This window comes from Agrococcus sp. DT81.2, from assembly GCF_049844935.1.
Lineage (GTDB): Bacteria > Actinomycetota > Actinomycetes > Actinomycetales > Microbacteriaceae > Agrococcus.
Genome location: NZ_JBNCLZ010000006.1, coordinates 1 through 21830 on the forward strand (window position 1 = coordinate 1; position 21830 = coordinate 21830).

Here is a 21830-nt window from a genome sequence, read left to right on the forward strand (position 1 = left end):
CGCCCGGCTACTCTCAACCCCGACAGAAGACACCGCGTTGCACTAGACCCTGGAAACCGCCGCGCTGCGCGCGCGGAGCGGCTCAACCCACGGAGGAAGCCGAGCGGCTCAACCCACGGAGGAAGAGGCGCAGCGACCCGCTCCCGCTGTTTGAGTCGGCCCGGGCGGTTCCCTTTTCCGCTGGTTGAGCCGGTCCGGGCGCGCAGCGCCCTGACCGTGTCGAAACCGGCCTCGCCCTGCGCGCAGCCCGGTCAAGAGCCCCCTGTCAGGATTGAACTGACGACCTACGCTTTACAAGAGCGTTGCTCTACCACTGAGCTAAGGAGGCGAGACCTCGGTTCGGCCGAGGCGCCAAGCCATTCTAGGCTTGCTCAGTGCCCCGACTGCGTCCCTGGAGTCCCGAGCGCGACGCGGCCGCCGTGCTCGCGGCCTTCGAGGCATCCGCAGACCTGCACCGGCAGGCGCCGCCCATCCGCACGCTCGACGAGGCGCGCGAGCACCTGGCCACCATCGCCGACGAGGCGCTCGCGATCGACGTCGACGGCACGGCGGTCGGATGCGTCATGGCCGCCTCGCGCGATCCACGGCACGGCACGGCCTGGCTGTCGTACTGGCTGGCGCCCGGAGCGCGCGGCCGGGGCCTCGCCGCCCGTGCGCTCGACTCGCTGTCGCGGGCGCTGTTCGACGACGGCCTGCACCGGCTCGAGCTTGGCGCGAGGGCGAACAATCCCGCATCCATCGCCGTCGCCGAGCGCGCCGGCTACCTGCGCGAGGGCATCGAGCGGCAGCGCCTCCGCTACCTCGACGACCGAGGCCGCGAAGAGCGCTTCGACGTCGTCCGGCTTGCCCGCCTCGCTACCGACCCGGCGCCCGACTTGGCGCCCTTGGAGATCTCATGAGGGCGTTCCTCTGGCTGCTCACGTCGATCGCCGCCGGAAGCGCCCTCGCGCTGCAGGGCCGCATCAACGGCGAGCTCGGTGCGCGCCTCGATCACGGCATGCTCGCCGCCTTCGTCTCGTTCGCCGTCGGCTCCGTCGTGCTCGCGGGGCTCCTCGCGGTCTCGCCCGGCTCCCGCGCCGGCGTGGGACGCCTGGTCGGCGTCATCCGCGATGGCTCCATGCCGTGGTGGTACGCCACCACCGGTCTGCTGGGCGCGTTCCTCGTCGCCACGCAGGGCCTCGTCGTCGGCACCCTGGGCGTCGCGGTCTTCACCGTCGGCGTGGTCGCCGGGCAGACGACGAGCGGGCTGGCCGTCGATCGCATGGGCCTCGGCGGCCTGGCGAAGAAGCCCATCACGCCGCCACGGGTCATCGGCGCCCTGCTCGGGTTGACCGCCGTCGGCCTGGCGCTCGTCGGCACGGGTGAGCTCGACGGCGCCTGGCTCATCGTGCTGCCCTTCGTCGCCGGCCTGCTGCAGTCGCTGCAGCAGGCGATGGGCGGCCTCGTGCAGCGGCACTCGGGGTCGGCGATCGCGCAGGCGGTGTCGAACTTCCTGGTGGGCACGGCCGCGCTCGGCCTGATGGTGCTGGTGCTGACCGTGGCGGGCGTGCGCTCGCAGCCGCTGCCCGGTGAGCCATGGCTCTACGTGGGCGGTGTGCTCGGCATCCTGTTCGTCGCGCTCATGTCGGTCGCCGTGCACCACCTGGGCGTGCTCACCATGGGGCTCGGCGTGATCTGCGGGCAGGTCATCGCCTCGGTGCTGCTCGACATCGCGTTCCCGGCGGGCCACGCCGTGACGATCTGGTCGCTGCTGGGCGCGGCGCTGACGATCGTGGCGGTGGCCGTCTCGGCGATCCGCCGCCCCCGGCGTGCGGCGGCCCGCAGCGCGTCGGCCGGCCGCGGCTGACCGCCGAAGGGGACCTCATCCACCGAAGGGGACCCGGTGCACCGGGTCCCGAACGGTGGATGAGGTCCCCTTCGGAGAGGGCGAGTCGCCGAGCGCTCGCAGGCGGATGCGCCGCCGCGCGTCAGGACTCGGGCGTGAAGCTCAGCGCGACGGAGTTCATGCAGAAGCGGTCGCCCGTCGGCGTCTGCGGGGCGTCGTCGAAGAGGTGGCCCAGGTGGCTGCCGCACTTCGCGCAGCGCACCTCGGTGCGCACCATCCCGAGCGAGCGGTCCTCGATGAGCTCGACGGCGTCCTCGCGGACGGTCTCGTAGAAGCTCGGCCAGCCGCAGCCGGCGTCGAACTTCGTCTCGTCGCGGAACAGCTCGTTGCCGCACGCGCCGCACGCGTAGACGCCTTGGCGCTGCTCATCGAGCAGCGCGCCGGTCCACGGGCGCTCCGTGCCCGCCTCGCGCAGCACCCTGTAGGCGTCGGGGGCGAGGGCCTCGCGCCACTCTGAGTCGGAGCGTTCGATTCGATCGGTCATGCCACGATGCTACGCCGCGCTCGCTCGCGTTTCGCGGCGGGCAGAACATGGGCCGCCGCCTAGGATCGGAGCCATGCCGACCGAGCCGCGCATCCGCAGGCAGGGCACCGCCGACGAGGCCGCCGCCCTCGCATTCGCGGCGGCGGAGGCGGCAGGCGATGCGCTCGACATCGTGCCCGCGGCCACCGACACGACGGATGCGTCGGCCGGCGCCGACCGCGCGGGTCGCGACGACCTCGCACGGGCCCGAGCTGAGCGCATCCGCACCGTGCTCGAGTTCGAGGCGGGCTGGACGAGCCACGGCGGGGCGAAGGCGCGCGCCATCCGCGCCGAGTTCGGCTGGTCGACGACCCGCTACTACCAGGTGCTCGACGCCGCGCTCGAGACGCCCGAGGCGCTGCACCACGACCCCATGCTCGTGCGCCGGCTGCTGCGACTGCGCGACGGCGCATGAGCCGCGACCAGCCCTCCGGCACGCGACGCTCCGGCACGCAGCGCTCCGTCACCAACCGCGTCGGCGCGCACCGATCCGGCTCCGTCACGCGCTGGCCCCGCTGGGCGATCCTGCTGGGTGCGCTCGCCGCGGCGATCGTGCTGACGGCCGTCGGGCTCTTCCTGCTCGACCGCCTGCGGGTCGAGCCCCTGCCCGAGCCCTCGGCGACGGAGCAGCCGCCCGTCGTCACCGATCCCGCGCAGATCGACCCTTCCCTCGACGCGAGCATCACCGTGCTGGACGGCACGGGCGAGCTCTCCGTCGCGGCGGGCGTCGGCCAGGCGCTGTCGGACGCGGGCTGGGACGTCGTCGCCACCGCATCCGCCACCGAGGTGGGCGAGCGCACCGTCGTCTGGTTCGACGAGCCAGCGCTCGCGCCGGTCGCCCGCGGGCTCGCGCAGCAGCTCGGCGTCGGCGAGGCTCGGCAGTCCGACGGCCGCGTCTCGGGCTCGCCGATCACCATCGTGCTCGGCACGGATGCGCCGGGCGCGGTGCCGAGCGCAGAGCCGAACGACGACGGCGACATCGAGCACGCGCCGACGCCCTCCGCGCCCTGACGCGCATCCACCGCGCCGCCGTCCCGCTGCGGCTTGCACTCGTGGGTGCCGAGTGCCAGACTTGGGCCTGGCACTCCCTCTGCTGGAGTGCCAATTGAACGTCCACAGCGTCCAGGAGGGACGAAGACTGCAATGGCAAAGATGATCGCATTCAACGAGGAGGCCCGCCGCGGGCTGGAGCGTGGACTCAACACGCTCGCCGACGCGGTGAAGGTGACCCTCGGCCCGCGCGGCCGCAACGTCGTGCTCGAGAAGAAGTGGGGCGCCCCCACCATCACGAACGACGGCGTCTCGATCGCCAAGGAGATCGAGCTCGAGGAGCCCTTCGAGAAGATCGGCGCCGAGCTCGTCAAGGAGGTCGCGAAGAAGACCGACGACGTCGCCGGTGACGGCACGACGACGGCCACCGTCCTCGCTCAGGCGCTGGTCCGCGAGGGCCTCCGCAACGTCGCCGCTGGCGCCGACCCCATCAGCCTCAAGCGCGGCATCGAGAAGGCCACCGCCGCGGTGAGCCAGCAGCTGCTCGCGAACGCGAAGGAGGTCGAGACCAAGGAGGAGATCGCTGCCACCGCCTCGATCTCGGCCGCGGACGAGGAGATCGGCGCGCTCATCGCCGAGGCCATCGACAAGGTCGGCAAGGAGGGCGTCGTCACCGTCGAGGAGTCGAACACCTTCGGCACCGAGCTCGAGCTGACCGAGGGCATGCGCTTCGACAAGGGCTTCCTGTCGCAGTACTTCGTGACGGACCCCGAGCGCCAGGAGACGGTCTTCGAGGACCCGTACATCCTGATCGTCAACTCGAAGATCTCGAACATCAAGGACCTCCTCCCGGTCGTCGACAAGGTGATCCAGTCGGGCAAGCAGCTCGTCATCATCGCCGAGGACGTCGAGGGCGAGGCGCTTGCGACGCTCGTCGTCAACAAGATCCGCGGCATCTTCAAGTCGGTCGCCGTCAAGGCTCCCGGCTTCGGCGACCGCCGCAAGGCGATGCTCGCCGACATGGCGATCCTCACGGGCGGCCAGGTCATCTCCGAGGAGGTCGGCCTCAAGCTCGAGAACGCGACGCTCGACCTGCTGGGTCGTGCACGCAAGGTCGTCATCACGAAGGACGAGACGACCATCGTCGAGGGTGCGGGTGAGGCCGAGGCCATCGCCGGCCGCGTGCGCCAGATCCGCCAGGAGATCGAGAACACCGACAGCGACTACGACCGCGAGAAGCTCCAGGAGCGCCTCGCGAAGCTCGCCGGCGGCGTGGCCGTCATCAAGGCGGGTGCGGCGACCGAGGTTGAGCTCAAGGAGCGCAAGCACCGCATCGAGGACGCCGTCCGCAACGCGAAGGCTGCCGTCGAGGAGGGCATCGTCGCCGGTGGTGGCGTCGCGCTCATCCAGGCCGCGAAGACCGCGTTCGAGGGCCTCGAGCTCACGGGTGACGAGGCGACGGGCGCGAACATCGTGCGCGTGGCCGTCGACGCGCCGCTCAAGCAGATCGCGCTCAACGCCGGTCTCGAGCCGGGCGTCGTGGCCGAGAAGGTCCGCGGCCTCGAGGTGGGCTGGGGCCTCAACGCAGCGACGGGCGAGTACGTCGACATGCTCGCTGCGGGCATCGCCGACCCGGTGAAGGTCACGCGCTCTGCGCTGGCCAACGCCGCGTCGATCGCCGGCCTCTTCCTCACGACCGAGGCCGTCGTCGCCGACAAGCCCGAGAAGTCGCCGGCCATGCCGGCTGACCCCACGGGTGGCATGGACTTCTAAGCAGTCCTACACAGCGGAGGGCCCCAGCAGTAATGCTGGGGCCCTTTGCCGTCCCTCCGGCTGCTGCGGTCCTTGGTCTCGATACGCGCGCGGCTCCGCCGCGTGCTACTCGACCAGCGGGTGGGGAGGGGCGCTACGCCGCGAACAGCCTCGTGTTCCCCTGCTCCACCTCGTCGTACTGGCGGCCCGCGGCGGCGAGCGCCTCGTTGATGCTCGCGAGCGACTCCTCGACCCGCAGCTGCGTGGCGCGCCAGTCCTGCACGAGCCCCTGGAACGCGACGGACGCCTGCCCGCTCCAGGAGTCCTGCAGCGCCTGCAGCTGGGCGTGCATCGAGGCCACCTCCGACTGCACGCGCGAGGCGGTGCCGCGCACCCCGATGTGAGCGCCGTGGATGGCGTCCGCGTCGACGACGTACCTGCTCATGATCCCCTCTCTCCCGCGCGGCGCATCCGCGCACGGGGAGAAGGTAGGCGGATGCGCGGCTCCGGCGAGGCCGCCGACGCCGGCCTGTGGATCGGACGCGGTCGTGCCGCGCTTTCCGTTGGTCGAGCCGCTCCGCGCGCGGAGCGCGTCGAGGCCGAGCCGCTCTTCCCGCTGGTCGAGCCGCTCCGCGCGCGCAGCGCGCTGAGCGTGTCGAGGCCGAGCCGCGGCTGGGGTGGTTTCGACTCGCTCTGCGCCTTCGGCGCGGAGCGGCTCAACCGGCGGAGGGGGATGCGCCGCTCAGGCGAGGCCGCGGACGACGGCCTGCGAATCGCCGGACGCCGTCGCGTCGGGCCGCAGCCGCTGCGAGAGCGTCATCACGGCTGCGTCGTCGGCGAGCGGGATGGCGATGCGGAACGTCGCGCCGCCGCCGGGCGTCTCGACGACGTCGACGCGCCCGCTGTGGGCGCGCACGATGCCCGCGACGATCGCGAGCCCCAGCCCGGAACCGCCGAGCTCTCGCGCGCGCGAGCCCTCCGCCCGGAAGAAGCGCTGGAAGACGCGCTCGCGCAGCTCCTCGGGCACGCCGTCGCCGTGGTCGATGACGAGCACGACCGCCTCGCGACGGCGAGTGGAGACGCCGACACCGAGCTCGATCGGCGTGCCCTCGGGCGTGTAGCGCAGCGCGTTGCCGATGAGGTTCGAGATGACCTGGCGCAGCGCGTGCTCGTCGCCGAGCACGATCGCGGGCGGCGTGAGCGGGGGCGGCGTGAAGACGCCGCTCGAGGGCGCGTCGTCGGCGGCGCCCGCGACCGGGCCGATCGCATCCGCCGCCACCGGCAGCACCGCGACCTGCCGGTCGGTCGCGCCCACCCGGGTGTCGCTCGCGGCGTCGTTGACGAGCGGCACGAGGTCGAGCGGCTGCAGGTCGAGCGGCCGGCGCTCGTCCAGCCGCGCGAGCTGCAGCAGGTCCTCGACGAGCCGCGCCATGCGCTTGGCCTCGCCCTCGATGCGCTCCATCGCGTTCGCGACGTCCTCCGGCCGCGAGATCGCGCCCATCCGGTAGAGCTCGGCGTAACCGCGCACCGACACGAGCGGGGTGCGCAGCTCGTGGCTCGCGTCGCCGACGAACTGCCGCATCTGCGCGACCGAGGCGTCGCGCTGCTCGATCGCCGCCTCGATCCGGTCGAGCATCGTGTTGAGCGACCGCTGCAGCGAGCCCACCTCGGTGTGCGGGTGCTCGGTGGTCAGGCGGGTGTCGTAGTCGCCGTCGGCGAAGCGCTGCGCCTGCGCCGCGACCTTGCGCAGCCCGCGCAGCGTCGAGACGGCGAGGATGCGCGTCAGCGCAGCGCCGAGCACGATCGCGAGCATCGAGAAGCCGGTGAACACGAGCGTGAACGTCGTCGTCGTCGCCTCGAGCGACGACATGTTGACCGCCACGACCGAGAGGAGCAGCTCGCCGGTGTCCTCCACCGTCGACGGGGCGACGAGCGTGCGCCAGCGCGTCTGCCCGTCGATCGACGAGAGCGTGAACGCCGAGTCCTCCTGCGCAACGGTGCCGAGCGACAGACCCGAGAGGTCGGGGTTGGCCGGCCCGGGCAGCTTGTTGTCGCACAGCACCGTGCCGGCCGCATCCGCGACGCCGAGGTAGTAGGTGTTGGGCATGCGCTGCGCGAGGTCGCACTGCTCGGGTGCGTCCGTGCGCGTGATGGGCTCGCTCGTGAACGCGCGCATCGCCTGCTCGAGCTCGACGTCGGCGTCGGCGACCTGCGCATCGCGGATGATGCTGAGTGTGCCGATGCCCGCGAGCGCCAGCCCGAGCGTCATGACGACGACGATGAGTGCGCTGATGCGCCCGGCCAGCGTGGTGCGGCCGAGCAGGCGTGCGAGCGGGCCCGCCACCTACGCCTTCGGCGACTTCAGCATGTAGCCGAAGCCGCGCTTCGTGACGATCATCGGCTCGGCCGCGCCGTCGTCGATCTTGCGCCGCAGGTACGAGATGTACGACTCGACGATGCCGACGTCGCCGTTGAAGTCGTACTCCCACACGTGGTCGAGGATCTGCGCCTTCGACAGCACGCGGTTGGCGTTGAGCATGAGGTAGCGCAGCAGCTTGAACTCGGTGGGGGAGAGCTCGATCTCCTCGCCGCCGACGGTCACCTCGTGCGTGTCCTGGTTCATCGCGAGCTCGCCGACGTGGATCGTCGCGTCGTCCGTCTCGGCCATCGTGCGTCGCAGGATCGCCTTGATGCGGGCGATGATCTCGTCGAGCGAGAACGGCTTGGTGACGTAGTCGTCGCCGCCGACCGTGAGCCCGGTGATCTTGTCGTCGGTGTCGTCCTTGGCGGTGAGGAAGAGGATGGGCGACGTGAAGCCGGATGCGCGAAGCCGCTTGGTCACGCCGAAGCCGTTGATGTCGGGGAGCATCACGTCGAGCAGGATGAGGTCGGGCTCGTCCTCGAGCACCGCGGAGATCGCCGCCGCGCCCGCGCCGACGGCGCGCACGTCGAAGCCGGCGAAGCGGAGGCTGGTGGAGAGGAGGTCGCGGATGTGCGGCTCGTCGTCGACGACAAGGATCTTGGCGTTGGGCTCAGTCATGCGCTCAGTCTCTGACCGTTGCCTGTACGGTCCCTGAGTATCAGCCGCCAGCGGATCAACTGGCGGCGGCGTGGTCGGCGATGCCGAGCTCGTGCTCGTCCAGGATCGTGTACGCGTAGCCCTGCTCGGCGAGGAAGCGCTGCCGGCCGAGCGCGAACTCCTGGTCGACGGTGTCGCGCGCGACGATCGTGTAGAAGCTCGCCGTGCGCCCGCCCTTCGGGCGCAGCAGCCGGCCGAGCCGCTGCGCCTCCTCCTGGCGCGACCCGAACGAGCCCGACACCTGCACGGCGAGGGATGCGTCGGGCAGGTCGACCGAGAAGTTCGCCACCTTCGACACCACGAGCACGCGCTCGACGCCGTCCCGGAAGGCCTGGAACAGCTCCTCGCGCTCCGACACGGGCGTCTCGCCGGTGATGAGGGGCGCGTCGAGGGCCGCGGAGAGCTCGTCGAGCTGGTCGAGGTACTGCCCGATCACGAGCGTCGGCTCGTCGGGGTGCTCCTCGAGGATGCGGCGGACGGTCGGGATCTTCCGCGGGCTCGACGCGGCGATCCGGTAGCGGTCGCGATCGCCGGAGGCGGCGTACTCGAGCCGCTCGTCCTCCTCGAGCGTGATGCGCACCTCGAAGCACTCGGCGGGAGCGATGAAGCCCTGCGCCTCGATCTCCTTCCAGGGCGCGTCGAAGCGCTTGGGGCCGATGAGGCTGAAGACGTCGGACTCGCGGCCGTCCTCGCGCACGAGCGTCGCGGTGAGGCCGAGGCGGCGGCGTGCCTGCAGGTCGGCGGTGAGCTTGAACACGGGCGCGGGCAGCAGGTGCACCTCGTCGTAGACGATGAGGCCCCAGTCGAGCGCGTCGAGAACGCCCAGGTGCGCGTACTCGCCGCCGCGCTTGACGGTGAGGATCTGGTAGGTCGCGATCGTGACCGGCTTGATCTCCTTGCTGTGCCCGGAGTACTCGCCGATGTCGTCGGGCGTGAGGCTCGTGCGGGCGAGCAGCTCGCTGCGCCACTGGCGCGCCGACACGGTGTTGGTGACGAGGATGAGCGTGGTGGTGTCGGTCGCGGCCATGGCCGCGGCGCCGACGATCGTCTTGCCCGCGCCGCACGGGAGCACGACGACACCCGAGCCGGCGTCGGCGAAGTGCGTCACCGCATCCTGCTGGTACGGCCGCATGCTCCAGCCGTCCTCGACGAGGTCGATCTCGAGCGGGGTGCCGGGCGTGTAACCCGCGAGGTCCTCGGCGGGCCAGCCGAGCTTCACGAGCTCCTGCTTCAGCTCGCCGCGCGCCCAGTCGACGACGCGGATGCCGTCGGCCGTCGGGCCCCCGAGCAGCGGCGCGATCTTGCGCGAGCGCCGCACCTCCTCGAGCACCGGGCGGTCCTGGCTGCGCAGCACGAGGCCCTCGTCGTCCCGCTCGATCACGAGGCGGCCGTACCGGCCGATCGTCTCGCGGATGTCCTGGGCCACGCCCGCGGGGACGGGGAACTTCGCGTGCAGGTCGAGCGTGCCGATGATCTCGTCGGCGGTGTGGCCCGCGGCGCGCGCGTTCCACAGCCCCAGCCGCGTGACGCGGTAGGTGTGGATGTGCTCGGGCGCGCGCTCGAGCTCGGCGAAGACCTGCAGCGCCTGCCGGGCCGCCATCGCATCGGGGTGAGCCACCTCGAGCAGCACGGTGCGATCGGACTGCACGATCAGGGGACCTGGGAGCGACATAGCCTGCAAGCCTACTCTCGCGGGCGACGGTGCGGGAGCCGTCCGCGTGCCGGCATCCCGCAGTAGCGGGCGACGGGCCGCACTGTGCGGGTGCGGTGCCGCGCTCCCGGGGCGGCGGCCGGGCCGGGGTGCGCGGCGCTGCACTCTCTGCCGTCGCCCCGCTGGAGCGCCTGCGCAGCCGCACTATGGGGCCGAGCTGCCGTTCTCCCGGGGCGGCGGCCGGGCCGGGGGAGCTCAGCCGGTCGAGACGCCGAGCCCTGCGACCTTCGTGATCGCGCTGAGCGGCAGCGTGCGCTCGACATCGCGGTTCGCGTCGCGGGCGCGCAGCCGGCCGTTCGCGACCGCGAGCGGGATGAGCTCGATGTCGACGGGCTCGCCGCTCGTCGTGACCGTGAGGCGCACGGGCACGCGCTCGCGCACGGCGGTGAGCAGCTGCCGCTCGAGCCAGGCGCGCTCCTGCTCACCCACTTCGAAGCCCGCGTCGCGCAGTCGCGCCACGAGCCGGTGCCGCTCGCGCTCGCGGCGCGGCGCGCGGTCGGGCACGCGCACGACCAGCTCACCGGCGTCGTCCTCGAGCACCGCGGGGTAGCGCTCCTCGAGCAGCGCCTCGAGCGCCTCCTCGGCACTCGTGCGGAAGGTGATGCGGTGCGGCCCCGTCTGCAGCGGGCCGGCGTTCGCGAGCGCGCGGTCGACGGCGATCGTGCGGATCATCTGCTCGTCGGCGCTGCGCGCCTGCGAGCGGGCGCCGCCCTCGGCGACCGGGTCGACGGCGCGCACGCGCAGCGCCCCGAAGCGGGCGGCGGTGTCGCGCACGAGGTAGGCGACCGGCTGCGGCAGCCCGGTGAGCGAGATGTCGCCGAGGAACGCGAGCAGGTCCTCGGCCGTCTCGCCCGCGGCGAGGCCGGTCGCGACGCTCTGCGCGGTCACGCGCCACTGCGAGGCGATGCCCGCGCGCTCGAGCGAGGCGATGCGGCGCAGCCGCGTCTCGACGGTCGCCTCGAGCGGGCCCGGGGCGACGGCCGAGAGGTCGGGCTGCAGGTAGACGGATGCGGTGGCGGGCGGCACGTGCTCGGCGAGCGCCGCGCGGGCGGTGCCGCCGTCCACGCCGCCCGCGCCGGTCACGCCGTCCAAGCCGCTCCCGCCGTCCGCACCGGAGCCGTCGCCACCGGCGGCCTCGAGGTCGTCGCGCAGGTCGGCGGCGAGCGTCGTGAGCGTGCCGCGGTGCGCGAGCCCGAGGCGCTCCGCCTGCCGGTGCTGGCGCTCGCGCTCGGCGAGCACCGCGGCGTCGGCGAGCGGGAACTGCGCGCGAGAGAAGCCCGCGACCGCTTCGAGGTCGGGCGTCGCCGCGAGCCAGGCGCTCGCGAGTGCGAACCATCGGTCGGGCACGGGGGAGGCGAGCCAGGCGTCGGCGTCGACCGTCGCGCGCAGCCGGCCGTCGTGGCGGTCGATGACACCGGCGAGCATGGCGGGCTCCAGCCGCTCCTCGAGCTGGCCCGGCTCCGCATCGATCGCGGCGGCGAGGGCGCGGGCGGTCGCGGCCGGCAGCTGCGATCGGCTGCGGAGCGTGATGGGAGCGTCGGCGATGCGGTGCACGAGCTCCGACACCTTGATGGCCTCGTCGATGGCCATCTGCGGGGCGATCGGGCTCTCCACCGGCGCGGGCAGCGCATCCGGCGCCTCGGCCTCGGCCTCGGCGGCGAGCACCCGCACCTGCGGCACCGCGACGCCGTCGGCACCGAGCAGCAGTGCGTCGAGCCGCGGCGTCGACGTGCCGGCGGCGAGCGTGGCGAGCTCTGTCGCCGACCGCCACCGGAGCGCCTGCGCGATCGACGCATCCGTCAGCAGATGCTCGGCGAGGTCGAACGTCGAGCCGAGCTGCGCGGGCACCTGCCGCTCGACGACGAGCCGGTCGAGCGCGTCGTCCGACATCGCCTGGATGCGTGCGGCGAGCTCGACGACGTTCATCGGCGCCTGCGCGCCTTGCCGGCCGCGCTGACGAGCACGAGCGCGACGAGGCAGACGATGGCGGCAGGCAGCGCCAGCAGCGGCAGCCAGTAGGCGTACTGCCACGCGACCGAGGCGAACAGCGGCACGGTGTCGCGCAGGCCGATGTGCAGCATGGTCGCGGCGAAGCCGAGCACGGCGATCGCGACGAAGGCGACGACGCCGATCGAGAGGATGCGCTCGGCCACGTCCCTGCCGGTCCGCGGCTCGATCGAGCGCTGCGCCTCCGAGCGCTCGCGCGACCTGGGCCGCTGCGTCGGGTTCCTGCTGGCCTTCGGCATCCGACCAGGATATCCCCGGTCGGGGCTCAGCACGCCGCGCACTACGCTGGGGGCGTGCGGCAGAGCGCCGCGCCACGCATAGCGCAGGAGGGTGCCATGCCGACCGGCAGGGTGAAGTTCTTCGACGACGCCAAGGGCTTCGGCTTCATCGCCGGCGACGACGGCGTGGAAGTGTTCCTGCACGCCTCGGCAGTGCCCGACGACGTGCAGATCAAGCCTGGCGCGAAGGTCGAGTACGGCATCGCCGAGGGTCGCCGCGGCCCGCAGGCGCTCTCGCTGCGGATGGTCGGGGGACCGACCGCCGTGCGCGCGCAGCGCCGCGACACCGAGGACATGGCGATCATCGTCGAGGACCTCGTGCGCCTGCTCGACACCATCGGCAATGACCTGCGTCGCGGCCGCTACCCGAGCGCCGCCCACGGCTCGACGGTCGCGCAGATGCTGCGGAAGGTCGCCGATGACCTCGACGCCTGAGCCCGCGGAGCGCGAGTCGGCGACCGACGAGCGCGCCGACGCTTCGGTGCCCGAGCCCGTGGACGCATCCGCGACCGCGCAGGCCGACGCATCGGCGCCCGAGCCGGTGGACGCATCCGCGACCGCACACGCCGACGCATCCGCGACCGGTGCCGAGACAGATATAGGGGCAGTGGCGCCTTCGGACGCCGCAGAACAGCCGGAAGCCCTGCATCTGCAGAGCGAGCCCTCCGCGGATGAGCCGGCTGAGGCGCCCGCGCCCGCGCCGGAACCCGTGCCGGCGACGCCCACGGTCGAGGAGCTCGAGCTCGCCGCCACCGCGCTCCACGAGGTGACGCCTCGAGGCTCGGTCGGCCACGTGCTCGACGCGCTGCTCGAGGGCGGCCACGGCGACCAGGCGCAGGTGCTGGCCATCCGCCACGCGTCGACGCTGCCCGGCTACCCCGACTGGACCTGGACCGTGCTGCTCTCGCGCGGCGTCGAGGGCGGCCCGACCGTGCTCGAGGTCGCGCTGCTGCCCGGCGACGGCTCGCTCCTCGCACCCGCGTGGGTGCCCTGGTCCGAGCGGCTCGCCGACTACCTCGCTGCCAAGGAGGCCGCGGGCGAGGACGACGACGAGCTCGAGGCTGAGCTGGAGTCCGACCTCGAGTCGGATCTCGAGGATGACTTCGACGACGACTTCGTCGACGAGGACGAGGACGAGGACGAGCCGGTGGACGGCTGGGCCGAGGTCGCCGAGAGCGACGCCGAGCCCGACGACGCGCGCGTCTAGCGCCCCGAGCTGACGATCCGAGCGATCGCGGCGGCCTCTCGCGGCAGGTCCGACTCCAGTGCGTTCCAGAGGATGCTGTGGTCGACGAGGTCATGGTCGTGCGCGATCACATTGCGCATGCCCTTCATCCGGCGCCACGCGACCTCGGGATGCGCTTCGGTGAAGCTCGAGTCGAGACGCGAGACGGCTTCGCCGATGCGACGGAGGATCGCCTCGGCGGCGAGCCGGAGCATCTCGTCCGCGTCGAAAGCTCCTCGACCACGGGCTATGAGCCGTGCTCCGAGGTCGGCGAACGCCAGGAAGTCACGCAGCGTCCGCTGGGTGCGCTCGTCGGGCTGGTGACGCATCTTCAGAGCGGCGGGCCTGCGCACGGATCTCGGCATGGCGATCGGTGAGCCCGCCTTCGCTGACCACGTCTACATCGATGCCGAGCAGGTCCTCGAGATCCTGCGCCAGACCGACCTGGTCGAAGAGGGAAGCGCCGGGCGCGAACCTGACGAGCAGATCGAGGTCGCTGCCCGGGCGATCCTCGTCGCGGGCGACGGAGCCGAAGATCCTCGCGCTGAACGCCTTGTGCTGTCGGAGGAGGCCCTCCACCTCCGAACGGTGTGCAGCGAGCGCGGTCGACGGGCGCGGCTTCGCCGCTGCCTCCAGGCGGGCGAGCATCCGATCGGATGGTCGACGCGTGCCGTTCTCGTACGCAGCGATGTTCGGCTGGGCGATCCCGGAGAGCTCAGCGAGCTCGCGCTGCGTCAGCCCAGCGCGCAACCGCAGCTCTCTGATCGCGCTGCCGTGCACGTGCCACCTCCGATATCACAGGATATCGGAGGGCGTCGTCAGCCGTCGAGCAGGAAGTCGAGACTGCGCGTGAGCTGCACCACGTCGCTCGGGTCGATCGCCGCGAAGGTCGCGACCCGCAGCTGGTTGCGGCCGAGCTTGCGGTACGGCTCCGTGTCGACGACGCCGTTGGCCCGCAGTGACTTCGCGAGCCCGGCCGCGTCGACCGACTCGTCGAAGTCGATCGTCACGACGACGTTCGAGCGGTGGGAGGGGTCGGCGACGAACGGCGTCGCCTCGGCGCGGCCCTCGGCCCACGCGTAGAGCGTCGCCGCCGACTCGGCCGTGCGCGCGGCCATCGCGTCGAGGCCACCCTGGCCGAGCATCCACTGCACCTGCTCGTCGAGCAGCAGCAGCGTGGCGAGCGCGGGCGTGTTGAGCGTCTGGTCGAGGCGCGAGTTCGTCACCGCCTGCTGCAGCGACAGGAAGTCGGGGATGTACCGGTCGGATGCGGCGATGCGCTCGATGCGCGCGATCGCGGCGGGGGAGACGACCGCAAGCCACAGGCCGCCGTCGGCGGCGAAGTTCTTCTGCGGGGCGAAGTAGTAGACGTCGGTCTCGGCGACGTCGACGGCCAGACCGCCCGCCGCACTCGTTGCGTCGACGACCGTCAGCGCATCCGCCTGTCCGCGCACGACGGGGTGGAAGACGCCGGTCGACGTCTCGTTGTGCGGGTAGGCGACGACGTCGACGCCCTCGACCGGCTCGAGCTCGGGGCGGGAGCCGGGCTCGGCCGAGGCGATGCTCGGCGCCTCGAGCCAGGGCGCGGCCGCGGCCTTGCCGAACTTGGCGCCGAACTCGCCGAACGTGAGGTGGTGCGAGCGGCGCTCGATGAGGCCGAAGGCGGCGGCGTCCCAGAACGCCGTCGAACCGCCGTTGCCGAGCAGCACCTCGTAGCCCTCCGGCAGCGCGAAGAGCTGCCCGAGCCCCTCGCGCACCGAGCGCACGAGCGACTTCACCGGCGCCTGCCGGTGGCTGGTGCCGAGCAGGTCGAGGCTGGCCTGCAGGCGCGCCACCTGCTCCGGTCGCACCTTGGAGGGTCCGCAGCCGAAACGGCCGTCGGCGGGCAGGAGGTCGCGGGGGATGACGATGTCGCTCACGCAGACGATCCTACGAGCGCGGGAACAATAGGGTGGAGGCCAGGTCGGACGGCCGGGTCGGGCGAGCACAGAGAGCAGGAGCTGCGGGTGACAGATCTCGTCGATACGACAGAGATGTACCTCCGCACCATCCTCGATCTCGAGGAGGAGGGCATCACGCCCTTGCGCGCTCGCATCTCCGAGCGCCTCAACCACTCCGGCCCCACGGTCTCGCAGACGATCAACCGCATGCAGCGCGACGGCCTCGTGATCGTCGGGGCCGACCGCCACCTCGACCTCACCGAGGAGGGCCGCGTGCTGGCGACGCAGGTGCTGCGCAAGCACCGCCTCGCCGAGCGGCTGCTCGCCGACGTCATCGGGCTCGACTGGAGCCTCGTGCACGACGAGGCCTGCCGGTGGGAGCACGTGATGAGCGAGCAGGTGGAGCGGCGGCTGCTCGCGCTGCTCGGCAACCCGACCGAGTCGCCCTACGGCACCCCCATCCCGGGGCTCGCCGAGCTCGGGCTGCCGGCGGCCGAGCCCTTCCTCGCGGGCGTCGTTCCGGCCACGACCGCGCGCGGCGAGCACGTCGTCCGCCGGCTCGGCGAGCCGATCCAGGACGACGTCGACGGGCTCGCCGAGCTGCAGGCCGTCGGCGTGGTGCCGGGGGCGCGCGTGCACGTGACCGACATGGGCCAGCGCATCCGCCTCGCCGTCACGGGCGGCGCCGCCATCGACCTCCCGCTGGAGCTCGCGCAGCACGTCTACCTGACCGCCTGACGTCCAGGGTCCTTCCAGCGTTCACCGAGGCTCGCCGTATAGGTGAGGAGATTGTGACGAATTGGTAACGGTCGGCTAGTCTTCCCGAGGATTACCCCGCTTCGCCCCACTGCGGAGCGCGGGAGGTTCTTGGGGGAACACCGACACATGAAGTTGCAGCACTCGACGGCCATCGCCGTCTCACCGATGGCCGAGCGACCCGCTGGCGGCTCGCTGCGCCGGGGTGCGAAGAGCGTCGGCGTGGTCTGCATCGCAGCCGCCCTGGTCGGCGCCCTGTCACTGCCCGCCGCCGCGTTCGGCCCGCAGACCGAGCAGTTCACGCAGGAGCAGCTCGCGAGCGTCGTCGCCGAGAACTCGCAGACGATCGCGGTCGCGTCCGACGCCCGCGTCGAGTCGGTCGCTCGCGACGGGCTCGCCGGCACGACCGCCGCTGAGCTCGAGCAGATCCGTGCCGCGGCCCGCGCCGCCGAGGAGGCCCGCCAGGCCGAGCTCGCCGCCGCCCGCGAGGCCGCGGCAGCAGTGGTGGCGGCAGCCGCCACCACCCCGAGCGCCGCGGCTCCCGCCGCCGGCGCGACCGCCAGCGCCGCGGCTCCCGCGGCCGTCAACGTGCCCTCCAACGGCTCGATCGTCGGGCTGGCGCAGGCGCAGCTCGGCGTGCCCTACGTCTGGGGCGGCACGAGCCCATCGACCGGCTTCGACTGCTCCGGCTTCACGGTGTGGGTCTATGGCCAGCTGGGCCACTACCTGCCGCACTCGTCGAACGCGCAGGCCGGCTACGGCACGCCGGTGCCGGCATCCGCCGTCGCTCCCGGCGATCTGCTCGTGTGGAGCGGCCACGTCGCGATCCACGCCGGCAACGGCCAGATCATCCACGCCGCGACGAGCGGCAAGCCTGTCAAGTACTCGAACTACGCGGCCATGGTGGCCGCCTTCGGCACCCCTCAGGTTCGCCGCTTCGGCTGAAGCTGAGGGCTGGTCGACAAACAGATAACGATTTGGTAACGTAGGATGACGTGCCGCCTCGGTGGTGCATCGCTACAACGAACGCTTTGGAGTATCAGCCTGTGACGACCTCTACCGAGATGACGCCCATCGAGCCGACCGGTCGGAAGCGCCTCACCCGCGCTACCGTCGTGCGCGGCGCCCGTCGAGTCGGCGTGATCGCCGTTGCCGCGGCGCTCGCGACCCCCCTCGCCCTTCCCGCCTTCGCCACCGGATCGGAAGCAGGCTCGCAGGAGTCGCTCTCCGCGCTGGTCGCCCAGGACGCCCAGTCGGTCGCCGGCGTGGTGACCGCCGGTGGGAGCGGGCTCGACAGCGCCCGCTACGAGGTCCAGGCGACGACCGCCGAGGAGCTCGCCGCCATCCGTGCCGAGCTCGAGGCCGCAGCCGCCGCCGAGCAGCAGCGTCAGCGCGACGCAGCGGCGGCCGAGCAGGCCGCCGCCGCCCAGCGTGCAGCAGCCGCCCAGCCCGCCGCCCCGGCCGCGCGCTCGAACGCCGGAACCTCCTCGTCGTCCCCCTCCGCTGCTGCAGCCCCCGCTCCCGCAGCGCCTTCGGCCGGCGCGTCCGGCAGCGTCATCGCCAACGCGGCGCTCGCGCAGGTGGGCGTCTCGCAGGACTGCGTCCAGCTCGTCCGGCGCGCCATCGCGGCCGCGGGCCTGCCCTACTCCGGTATGGGCAACCTGGGGAACCTGGGTCCGCGCATCTCGCAGGCGCAGGCCTCTCCCGGCGACATCATCTACTACGCCGACGGCGGCACCGGCAGGGCGCACATCGGAATCTACATCGGCGGCGACCGTGCGGTGCACGGCGGCTGGTCCGGCTACAACACGGTGGTCGCTGGCGTGAACATCGGCGGCTCGGCCCCGGTCTTCTACGACGTCACAGGCTGATCGGCTCCGCCTGATCTCACTGAAGCGCCCGTCCCTCGAGGGGGACGGGCGCTTCGTCGTTGAGCCTGCGCCGTCGGCCCGCCTCACCTGCCCGCCTCTGACCAGAACGGGTCGACTCGCGGGCCGGGGGCAGCCGTCCGCCTCCCGGTAGGCCGCGTGCCGTGGCAGGATGGAGAGATGGGTGAACACGGCGCGCGCGGTTCGGATGCGGACGCCCGGTGAAGAAGCCGTCGCAGTCTGCTGCCGAAGAGCGACCGCGCCGATCCTTCGATGACCGGCCGCCGGGTGCGCCGATGTGGGTGAAGGCCGGCGCGGTGGTCGTCGGTGTGGTGCTGCTGGTTGCGCTCGCGGTAGCGCTCCTCAGTGGTGGCGACCACGGTCCGGGTCGTCACCTGGGCGAGAGTGCGCCTGGAACCGTCGTCGCAGCCGGGGCCGCGTGGATGTGATCCTTTCGTCACGAGTGCGGAAGGCTGTACTCATCGCGCACATCGCGACGTCGATGGGCTGGTTCGGCGCCCTCATCGCCTACCTCGCTCTGGATGTCGTGGCCACTGCCGGCAGTGACGTCGAGACCGTGAAGGCCGCATACGTCGCGATGGCGTTGCTGACGGACACCGTCATCCTCCCTGCGGCTGCGGCTTCCGTCCTCGTCGGCACGCTGCTGGCCCTCGGCTCGCGATGGGGCCTGCTGCAGCACTACTGGGTGCTGATCAAGCTCCTGCTGACTGTGCTCGCGGCGACGGTCCTGGTCATCGAGGCGTCGAGCGTCCGGGCGCTCGCTGTCGCCGCCGGCTCGGCTGCCGATCCGCGCGATCTGACCGGCACGCTGCCCCATTCCATCGGCGGCTTGGTGGTGCTGACAGTGGTCTTGGTGCTCTCAGTGGTGAAGCCGCGAGGTCTGACGCGCTACGGCTGGCGGCGCGGCCGAACGACACGTCCGACGCCCTGACCTCGGCAGAGGGCGGGTCACTGTCGGGGTCGCTGGGCGGGTGCTTCATGAGGTCCAGGACCTGCTCCGCAAGGCGCGCGTCAGCGGACGCTGTGCAGGATCACGCGCCCGCCGAGCATGCCACCGGCCTGGCCTCTGCAGCTCAATGGAAGAGCATCTCCGTCCTGAGGAGCTGCTTGGGGCTCGAGTCCTTCCAGGGTCACCGTGTGATGAGGCGGGACATCGTTGCTCTTCTTCAATCCCCGTCCATCGGCCGGCGCTTCTCACTGGGTTGCGCCAGTAGGTGCAGCTGGGATCAACGGTGCGAGAGGGAAGGACTACCCCCAGAGCATTCAGGTCACTCTGGCCGCGAGGCCACGCAGCGGGGCATTGACGCGGCCCTGGGCGGGAAGCTGACACGGGTGAACCGTGCGCGAGCGCCTCGCATGAAATCCCCATGCTCCTGCCGGACATGCCTGAGTATGGGAGTCGTGACCGACGCCGAGCGCGAGAAGCGGATGCGCGACCTCGTCGTGCTCGTAGCCGACCCGCTGCGTCGCTACCTACGCCGCCGCACCGACGCCGCGACGGCCGACGACGTGTTCGGAGCCACCCTGCTGGTGTGCTGGCGCCGGCTCGACGACGTGCCCGACGACGCACTCCCCTGGGCAATCGTCGTCGCTCGACAGTGCCTCAGCAACGCCCAACGCGCCGAGCGTCGCCGCACCCGTCTCATCGGCCGCATCATCGCCATCGACCCGCCGCCGGCCGCTACGGACGAGAACCCCGGAGCATCCACCGTCGACGGCACCGCCGAGGCGGCCCGTGTGACCACCGCTCTCGCCGGCCTGCGTCGAGACGACGCTGAGATCCTGCGGCTGTGGGCTTGGGACGAGATGAAGAGCCCGCAGATCGCCGTCGTTCTGGGCATCAGCGCGAACGCAGCGGCGATCCGCCTGCATCGTGCGAAGGCACGCCTCAAGCAGGAGCTATTGAGATCCGGCAACCCGGCCGGACATGTACGTCATGACGAAGGGAGCGAAGATGCACGACGCTGACCGTGCGCTGCGCGATCAGTTGCGCGCCGCAGATCCCGCCCGCGCGCTGCCCCCTGTCTCGCCGATGTGGCTCGACCACAGATTGGAGCAGATCATGACCGACCAGTCGCCGACCGCCGTCACGACCGCCATCCCCGAGGCGCCGCGAGGCGCATTCCAGCGGTGGATGCCGACGGTCGGCGTCGCCGCCGGCCTCGCCATCGCCGCCGCAGTCGTCGCGCCCCTCGTCCTCGGCGGCCCAGAACCCGCCGTCGAGACATTGCAGCCTCCCATGGGCGGAGGCCTCGCGAGCGGCAGCTGCCTCGTGCTCGAGCCGGCGACCGTCGCGGCGCAGGAGCAGGCCTTCGCCGCGACGGTGGTGCAGATCCAGGCCGACACCGTCTTGCTGGAGGTCACGGAGCGCTTCGTCGGCGACGTCGCCGACCGTGTGGAGGTGACGCAGGTCGACGCGGTGACCTCCGATTTCTCGGGCGTGCCCTTCGCGGTCGGCCAGCGCTACCTCGTCGGCGCAGTCGATGGCACGATCACCGGCTGCGGCGTCACGGGGGTCGACGATGCCGAGCTCCGCGCGGTCTACGACGCAGCATTTCCCGGCTGATCCGCGCCCGCCTGCGAGGGAGGGCCGACGGAAGCAGTGCGCGGATTCGTCCCATCTGTATCGGAACGCGACGGCGGTCACTGCGACCGCTGCAGCGTTCCCTGAAGCAGCACTGTGCCGTGGCCGTCCCTGAAGAGGGGAGTGGTCGTCGAGCATGCTGAGGATCTCGACGTCGCTGCCGTCGGCGAGATCCCAATGGGTGAAGTCCGACTGCCAGGTCTCGTTGGGCTGCGCCGCCTCGAACCGGATCCTCGACGACCGTGGCCGCTTGCGCGGCTCGGGCGTGACCAGCCAGCCTCGTGCAGGCTCCGGCGGATCGTGGAGGTCGATGGCGCCGCCATGCCTTCGCGCTCCAGGTGCCGGTCGATCGAAGTCGGCCAGCATCGCCGCCCTGGCCGCTGAGCGCCCGGCGGAGCGCGACGATCCGGTCACGGACCTCCGGGATGTCGCTGCGGTCTGCTGCAGGGCGCGCGCGGAGCTCGACGGCGTCGATCTCGCCGTCCCGGTAGCGGATCAACAGCCGGTGCGGGTGACGACCAGAGATGCCGTACCCGGCCACCGCGGCGGTCACCGTCAGCCGGTTCGAGACCATCATCAGGACGGCGACGCGAGCACGGGACATGCTAGCGGCCGTGACCGATGACGAGACTGAGCAGAGGCCTATCAAGTGAGACCTATTGCGCGGATCCTGACACCTCCAGGGGCACTCCATGATGAGCCGGGACATCGTCCATCGATGTTCCGCGTCGTCAGAAGCCTCGGCATTGAACTGCTCCCCGGTAGCTGGACTGAGAATCTCAGTTCCGACTTCCGGGGAGTTGTCGTATGGACCGACGGAGTTCGCTGTCTGAACAGCAGCGTGAGGCGGCGATGACGTGGTTCGAGCAGGGCCATGGGTCTTGGTCGACCGCCACGAGGCTTGGCGTCGCTCGAGATCCGGTGAAGCGCCCTGTATCGACGCTGGCCTATCAGGGGCAGGGCGCGCTCATGGATGGCAGGACCGCTCCGCGAGCGTATTCGTTCGTGAAGCTGCTGCAGCGCAGGGTGAGCGACTTCCGCCGCGACGGATCGGACGGACTTCGCCCCAAGCCGGTCGGCTGACGCAGCGGCCCTCGGAGCCCGACGAGGGCGGTGAGAGCGAGCTGGAGCGACTGCGGCAGGAGAACGAGTTGCTGCGGGCGAGGGTCGCCTACCTGGGGGACCTGAAGGGCTTGAGGGAGCAAGCGCCG

At 71.9% G+C, this 21830-nt stretch carries 24 protein-coding genes and 1 tRNA gene; 14 read left to right on the top strand and 11 right to left on the bottom strand.

Annotated features, from left to right (window positions below; translation table 11 throughout):
- Window positions 1-256 precede the first annotated feature (256 nt).
- Window positions 257-328: transfer RNA gene (locus tag ACLQ21_RS11835), tRNA-Thr, on the bottom strand.
- A 46-nt stretch (window positions 329-374) separates the two neighbouring features.
- On the opposite strand from ACLQ21_RS11835, the gene ACLQ21_RS11840 reads away from it, so the two are divergent.
- Together ACLQ21_RS11840 and ACLQ21_RS11845 are read left to right on the top strand one after the other, a co-directional pair.
- Window positions 375-899: a GNAT family N-acetyltransferase gene (locus tag ACLQ21_RS11840; protein ID WP_425663923.1), complete on the top strand. Its 525-nt coding sequence runs from the start codon at window positions 375-377 to the stop codon at window positions 897-899.
- Window positions 896-1846, top strand: coding sequence for a DMT family transporter (locus ACLQ21_RS11845; protein ID WP_425663925.1), 951 nt, complete (start codon window positions 896-898; stop codon window positions 1844-1846). Before ACLQ21_RS11840 ends, ACLQ21_RS11845 begins: the two co-directional genes overlap by 4 nt.
- 121 nt (window positions 1847-1967) lie before the next feature.
- Here the strand turns inward: ACLQ21_RS11845 and msrB are convergent, their stop codons facing one another.
- Window positions 1968-2369 carry a peptide-methionine (R)-S-oxide reductase MsrB gene (gene msrB / locus ACLQ21_RS11850; RefSeq protein WP_425663927.1) on the bottom strand — a complete coding sequence of 134 codons (402 nt, stop codon included), beginning with the start codon at window positions 2367-2369 and terminating at the stop codon, window positions 1968-1970.
- A 73-nt stretch (window positions 2370-2442) separates the two neighbouring features.
- Here msrB and ACLQ21_RS11855 point away from each other — a divergent pair, with 73 nt between their 5' ends.
- The 3 genes from ACLQ21_RS11855 (at window position 2443) to groL (ending at window position 5171) form a co-directional block, all read left to right on the top strand.
- Window positions 2443-2823 (top strand): DUF3263 domain-containing protein, encoded by a 381-nt coding sequence (locus tag ACLQ21_RS11855; RefSeq protein ID WP_425663929.1) that lies wholly within the window; start codon window positions 2443-2445, stop codon window positions 2821-2823.
- Complete coding sequence (locus ACLQ21_RS11860) at window positions 2820-3419, top strand: LytR C-terminal domain-containing protein (RefSeq protein ID WP_425663931.1); 600 nt, start codon at window positions 2820-2822, stop codon at window positions 3417-3419. Before ACLQ21_RS11855 ends, ACLQ21_RS11860 begins: the two co-directional genes overlap by 4 nt.
- 132 nt (window positions 3420-3551) lie before the next feature.
- The gene (gene groL, locus ACLQ21_RS11865) at window positions 3552-5171 is read left to right on the top strand and encodes a chaperonin GroEL (protein ID WP_425663933.1); all 1620 of its coding nucleotides are present in this window, start codon (window positions 3552-3554) and stop codon (window positions 5169-5171) included.
- A gap of 133 nt (window positions 5172-5304) precedes the next feature.
- Here groL and ACLQ21_RS11870 read toward each other — a convergent pair whose 3' ends face one another.
- From ACLQ21_RS11870 to ACLQ21_RS11895, 6 genes are all read right to left on the bottom strand, one after another.
- Window positions 5305-5595 (bottom strand): WXG100 family type VII secretion target, encoded by a 291-nt coding sequence (locus ACLQ21_RS11870; RefSeq protein ID WP_425663934.1) that lies wholly within the window; start codon window positions 5593-5595, stop codon window positions 5305-5307.
- 297 nt (window positions 5596-5892) lie between these two features.
- Window positions 5893-7494 carry a sensor histidine kinase gene (locus tag ACLQ21_RS11875; RefSeq protein WP_425663936.1) on the bottom strand — a complete coding sequence of 534 codons (1602 nt, stop codon included), beginning with the start codon at window positions 7492-7494 and terminating at the stop codon, window positions 5893-5895.
- The gene (locus ACLQ21_RS11880) at window positions 7495-8190 is read right to left on the bottom strand and encodes a response regulator transcription factor (protein WP_343918388.1); all 696 of its coding nucleotides are present in this window, start codon (window positions 8188-8190) and stop codon (window positions 7495-7497) included.
- Window positions 8191-8245: 55 nt separating this feature from the next.
- Entirely contained in the window at window positions 8246-9901 is a 1656-nt protein-coding gene (locus tag ACLQ21_RS11885; protein WP_425663938.1) for a DNA repair helicase XPB, read from the bottom strand.
- A gap of 234 nt (window positions 9902-10135) precedes the next feature.
- On the bottom strand, window positions 10136-11866 hold the full coding sequence (locus ACLQ21_RS11890; protein ID WP_425663940.1) for a helicase-associated domain-containing protein: 1731 nt from the start codon (window positions 11864-11866) through the stop codon (window positions 10136-10138).
- Entirely contained in the window at window positions 11863-12186 is a 324-nt protein-coding gene (locus ACLQ21_RS11895; protein WP_425663942.1) for a hypothetical protein, read from the bottom strand. Before ACLQ21_RS11895 ends, ACLQ21_RS11890 begins: the two co-directional genes overlap by 4 nt.
- Before the next feature lie 96 nt (window positions 12187-12282).
- Here ACLQ21_RS11895 and ACLQ21_RS11900 point away from each other — a divergent pair, with 96 nt between their 5' ends.
- The gene (locus ACLQ21_RS11900) at window positions 12283-12660 is read left to right on the top strand and encodes a cold-shock protein (RefSeq protein WP_425663943.1); all 378 of its coding nucleotides are present in this window, start codon (window positions 12283-12285) and stop codon (window positions 12658-12660) included.
- Window positions 12644-13432, top strand: coding sequence for a DUF3027 domain-containing protein (locus ACLQ21_RS11905; protein WP_425663945.1), 789 nt, complete (start codon window positions 12644-12646; stop codon window positions 13430-13432). The genes ACLQ21_RS11900 and ACLQ21_RS11905 overlap by 17 nt, the downstream gene beginning before the upstream one ends.
- On the opposite strand, the gene ACLQ21_RS11910 is transcribed toward ACLQ21_RS11905, so the two are convergent.
- Genes ACLQ21_RS11910 through serC form a run of 3 tightly spaced genes read right to left on the bottom strand, consistent with a single transcriptional unit; the run spans window position 13429 to window position 15369 of the window.
- Window positions 13429-13815, bottom strand: coding sequence for a DUF86 domain-containing protein (locus ACLQ21_RS11910; protein WP_425663947.1), 387 nt, complete (start codon window positions 13813-13815; stop codon window positions 13429-13431). The genes ACLQ21_RS11905 and ACLQ21_RS11910 overlap by 4 nt on opposite strands.
- The gene (locus tag ACLQ21_RS11915) at window positions 13736-14230 is read right to left on the bottom strand and encodes a helix-turn-helix domain-containing protein (RefSeq protein ID WP_425663948.1); all 495 of its coding nucleotides are present in this window, start codon (window positions 14228-14230) and stop codon (window positions 13736-13738) included. The genes ACLQ21_RS11910 and ACLQ21_RS11915 overlap by 80 nt, the downstream gene beginning before the upstream one ends.
- 38 nt (window positions 14231-14268) lie before the next feature.
- Window positions 14269-15369, bottom strand: coding sequence for a phosphoserine transaminase (gene serC / locus ACLQ21_RS11920; RefSeq protein WP_425663950.1), 1101 nt, complete (start codon window positions 15367-15369; stop codon window positions 14269-14271).
- 87 nt (window positions 15370-15456) lie between these two features.
- Between serC and ACLQ21_RS11925 the strand changes: the two genes are divergently transcribed.
- From ACLQ21_RS11925 to ACLQ21_RS11955, 7 genes are all read left to right on the top strand, one after another.
- Window positions 15457-16128, top strand: coding sequence for a metal-dependent transcriptional regulator (locus ACLQ21_RS11925; RefSeq protein ID WP_425663951.1), 672 nt, complete (start codon window positions 15457-15459; stop codon window positions 16126-16128).
- A 147-nt stretch (window positions 16129-16275) separates the two neighbouring features.
- Entirely contained in the window at window positions 16276-17091 is an 816-nt protein-coding gene (locus tag ACLQ21_RS11930) for a C40 family peptidase (RefSeq protein WP_425663953.1), read from the top strand.
- 101 nt (window positions 17092-17192) lie between these two features.
- Window positions 17193-18017, top strand: coding sequence for an NlpC/P60 family protein (locus ACLQ21_RS11935; RefSeq protein ID WP_425663954.1), 825 nt, complete (start codon window positions 17193-17195; stop codon window positions 18015-18017).
- Between the two features lie 218 nt (window positions 18018-18235).
- A complete protein-coding gene (locus ACLQ21_RS11940) occupies window positions 18236-18463 on the top strand; it encodes a hypothetical protein (RefSeq protein WP_425663955.1) in 228 nt (75 codons plus the stop codon).
- A gap of 53 nt (window positions 18464-18516) precedes the next feature.
- Window positions 18517-18966 (top strand): hypothetical protein, encoded by a 450-nt coding sequence (locus tag ACLQ21_RS11945; RefSeq protein ID WP_425663956.1) that lies wholly within the window; start codon window positions 18517-18519, stop codon window positions 18964-18966.
- Window positions 18967-19436: 470 nt separating this feature from the next.
- Complete coding sequence (locus ACLQ21_RS11950) at window positions 19437-20003, top strand: RNA polymerase sigma factor (RefSeq protein WP_425663958.1); 567 nt, start codon at window positions 19437-19439, stop codon at window positions 20001-20003.
- A gap of 94 nt (window positions 20004-20097) precedes the next feature.
- Window positions 20098-20601, top strand: a complete 504-nt coding sequence (locus ACLQ21_RS11955; protein WP_425663959.1) for a hypothetical protein — start codon at window positions 20098-20100, stop codon at window positions 20599-20601.
- The last annotated feature ends 1229 nt before the right edge of the window (window positions 20602-21830 follow it).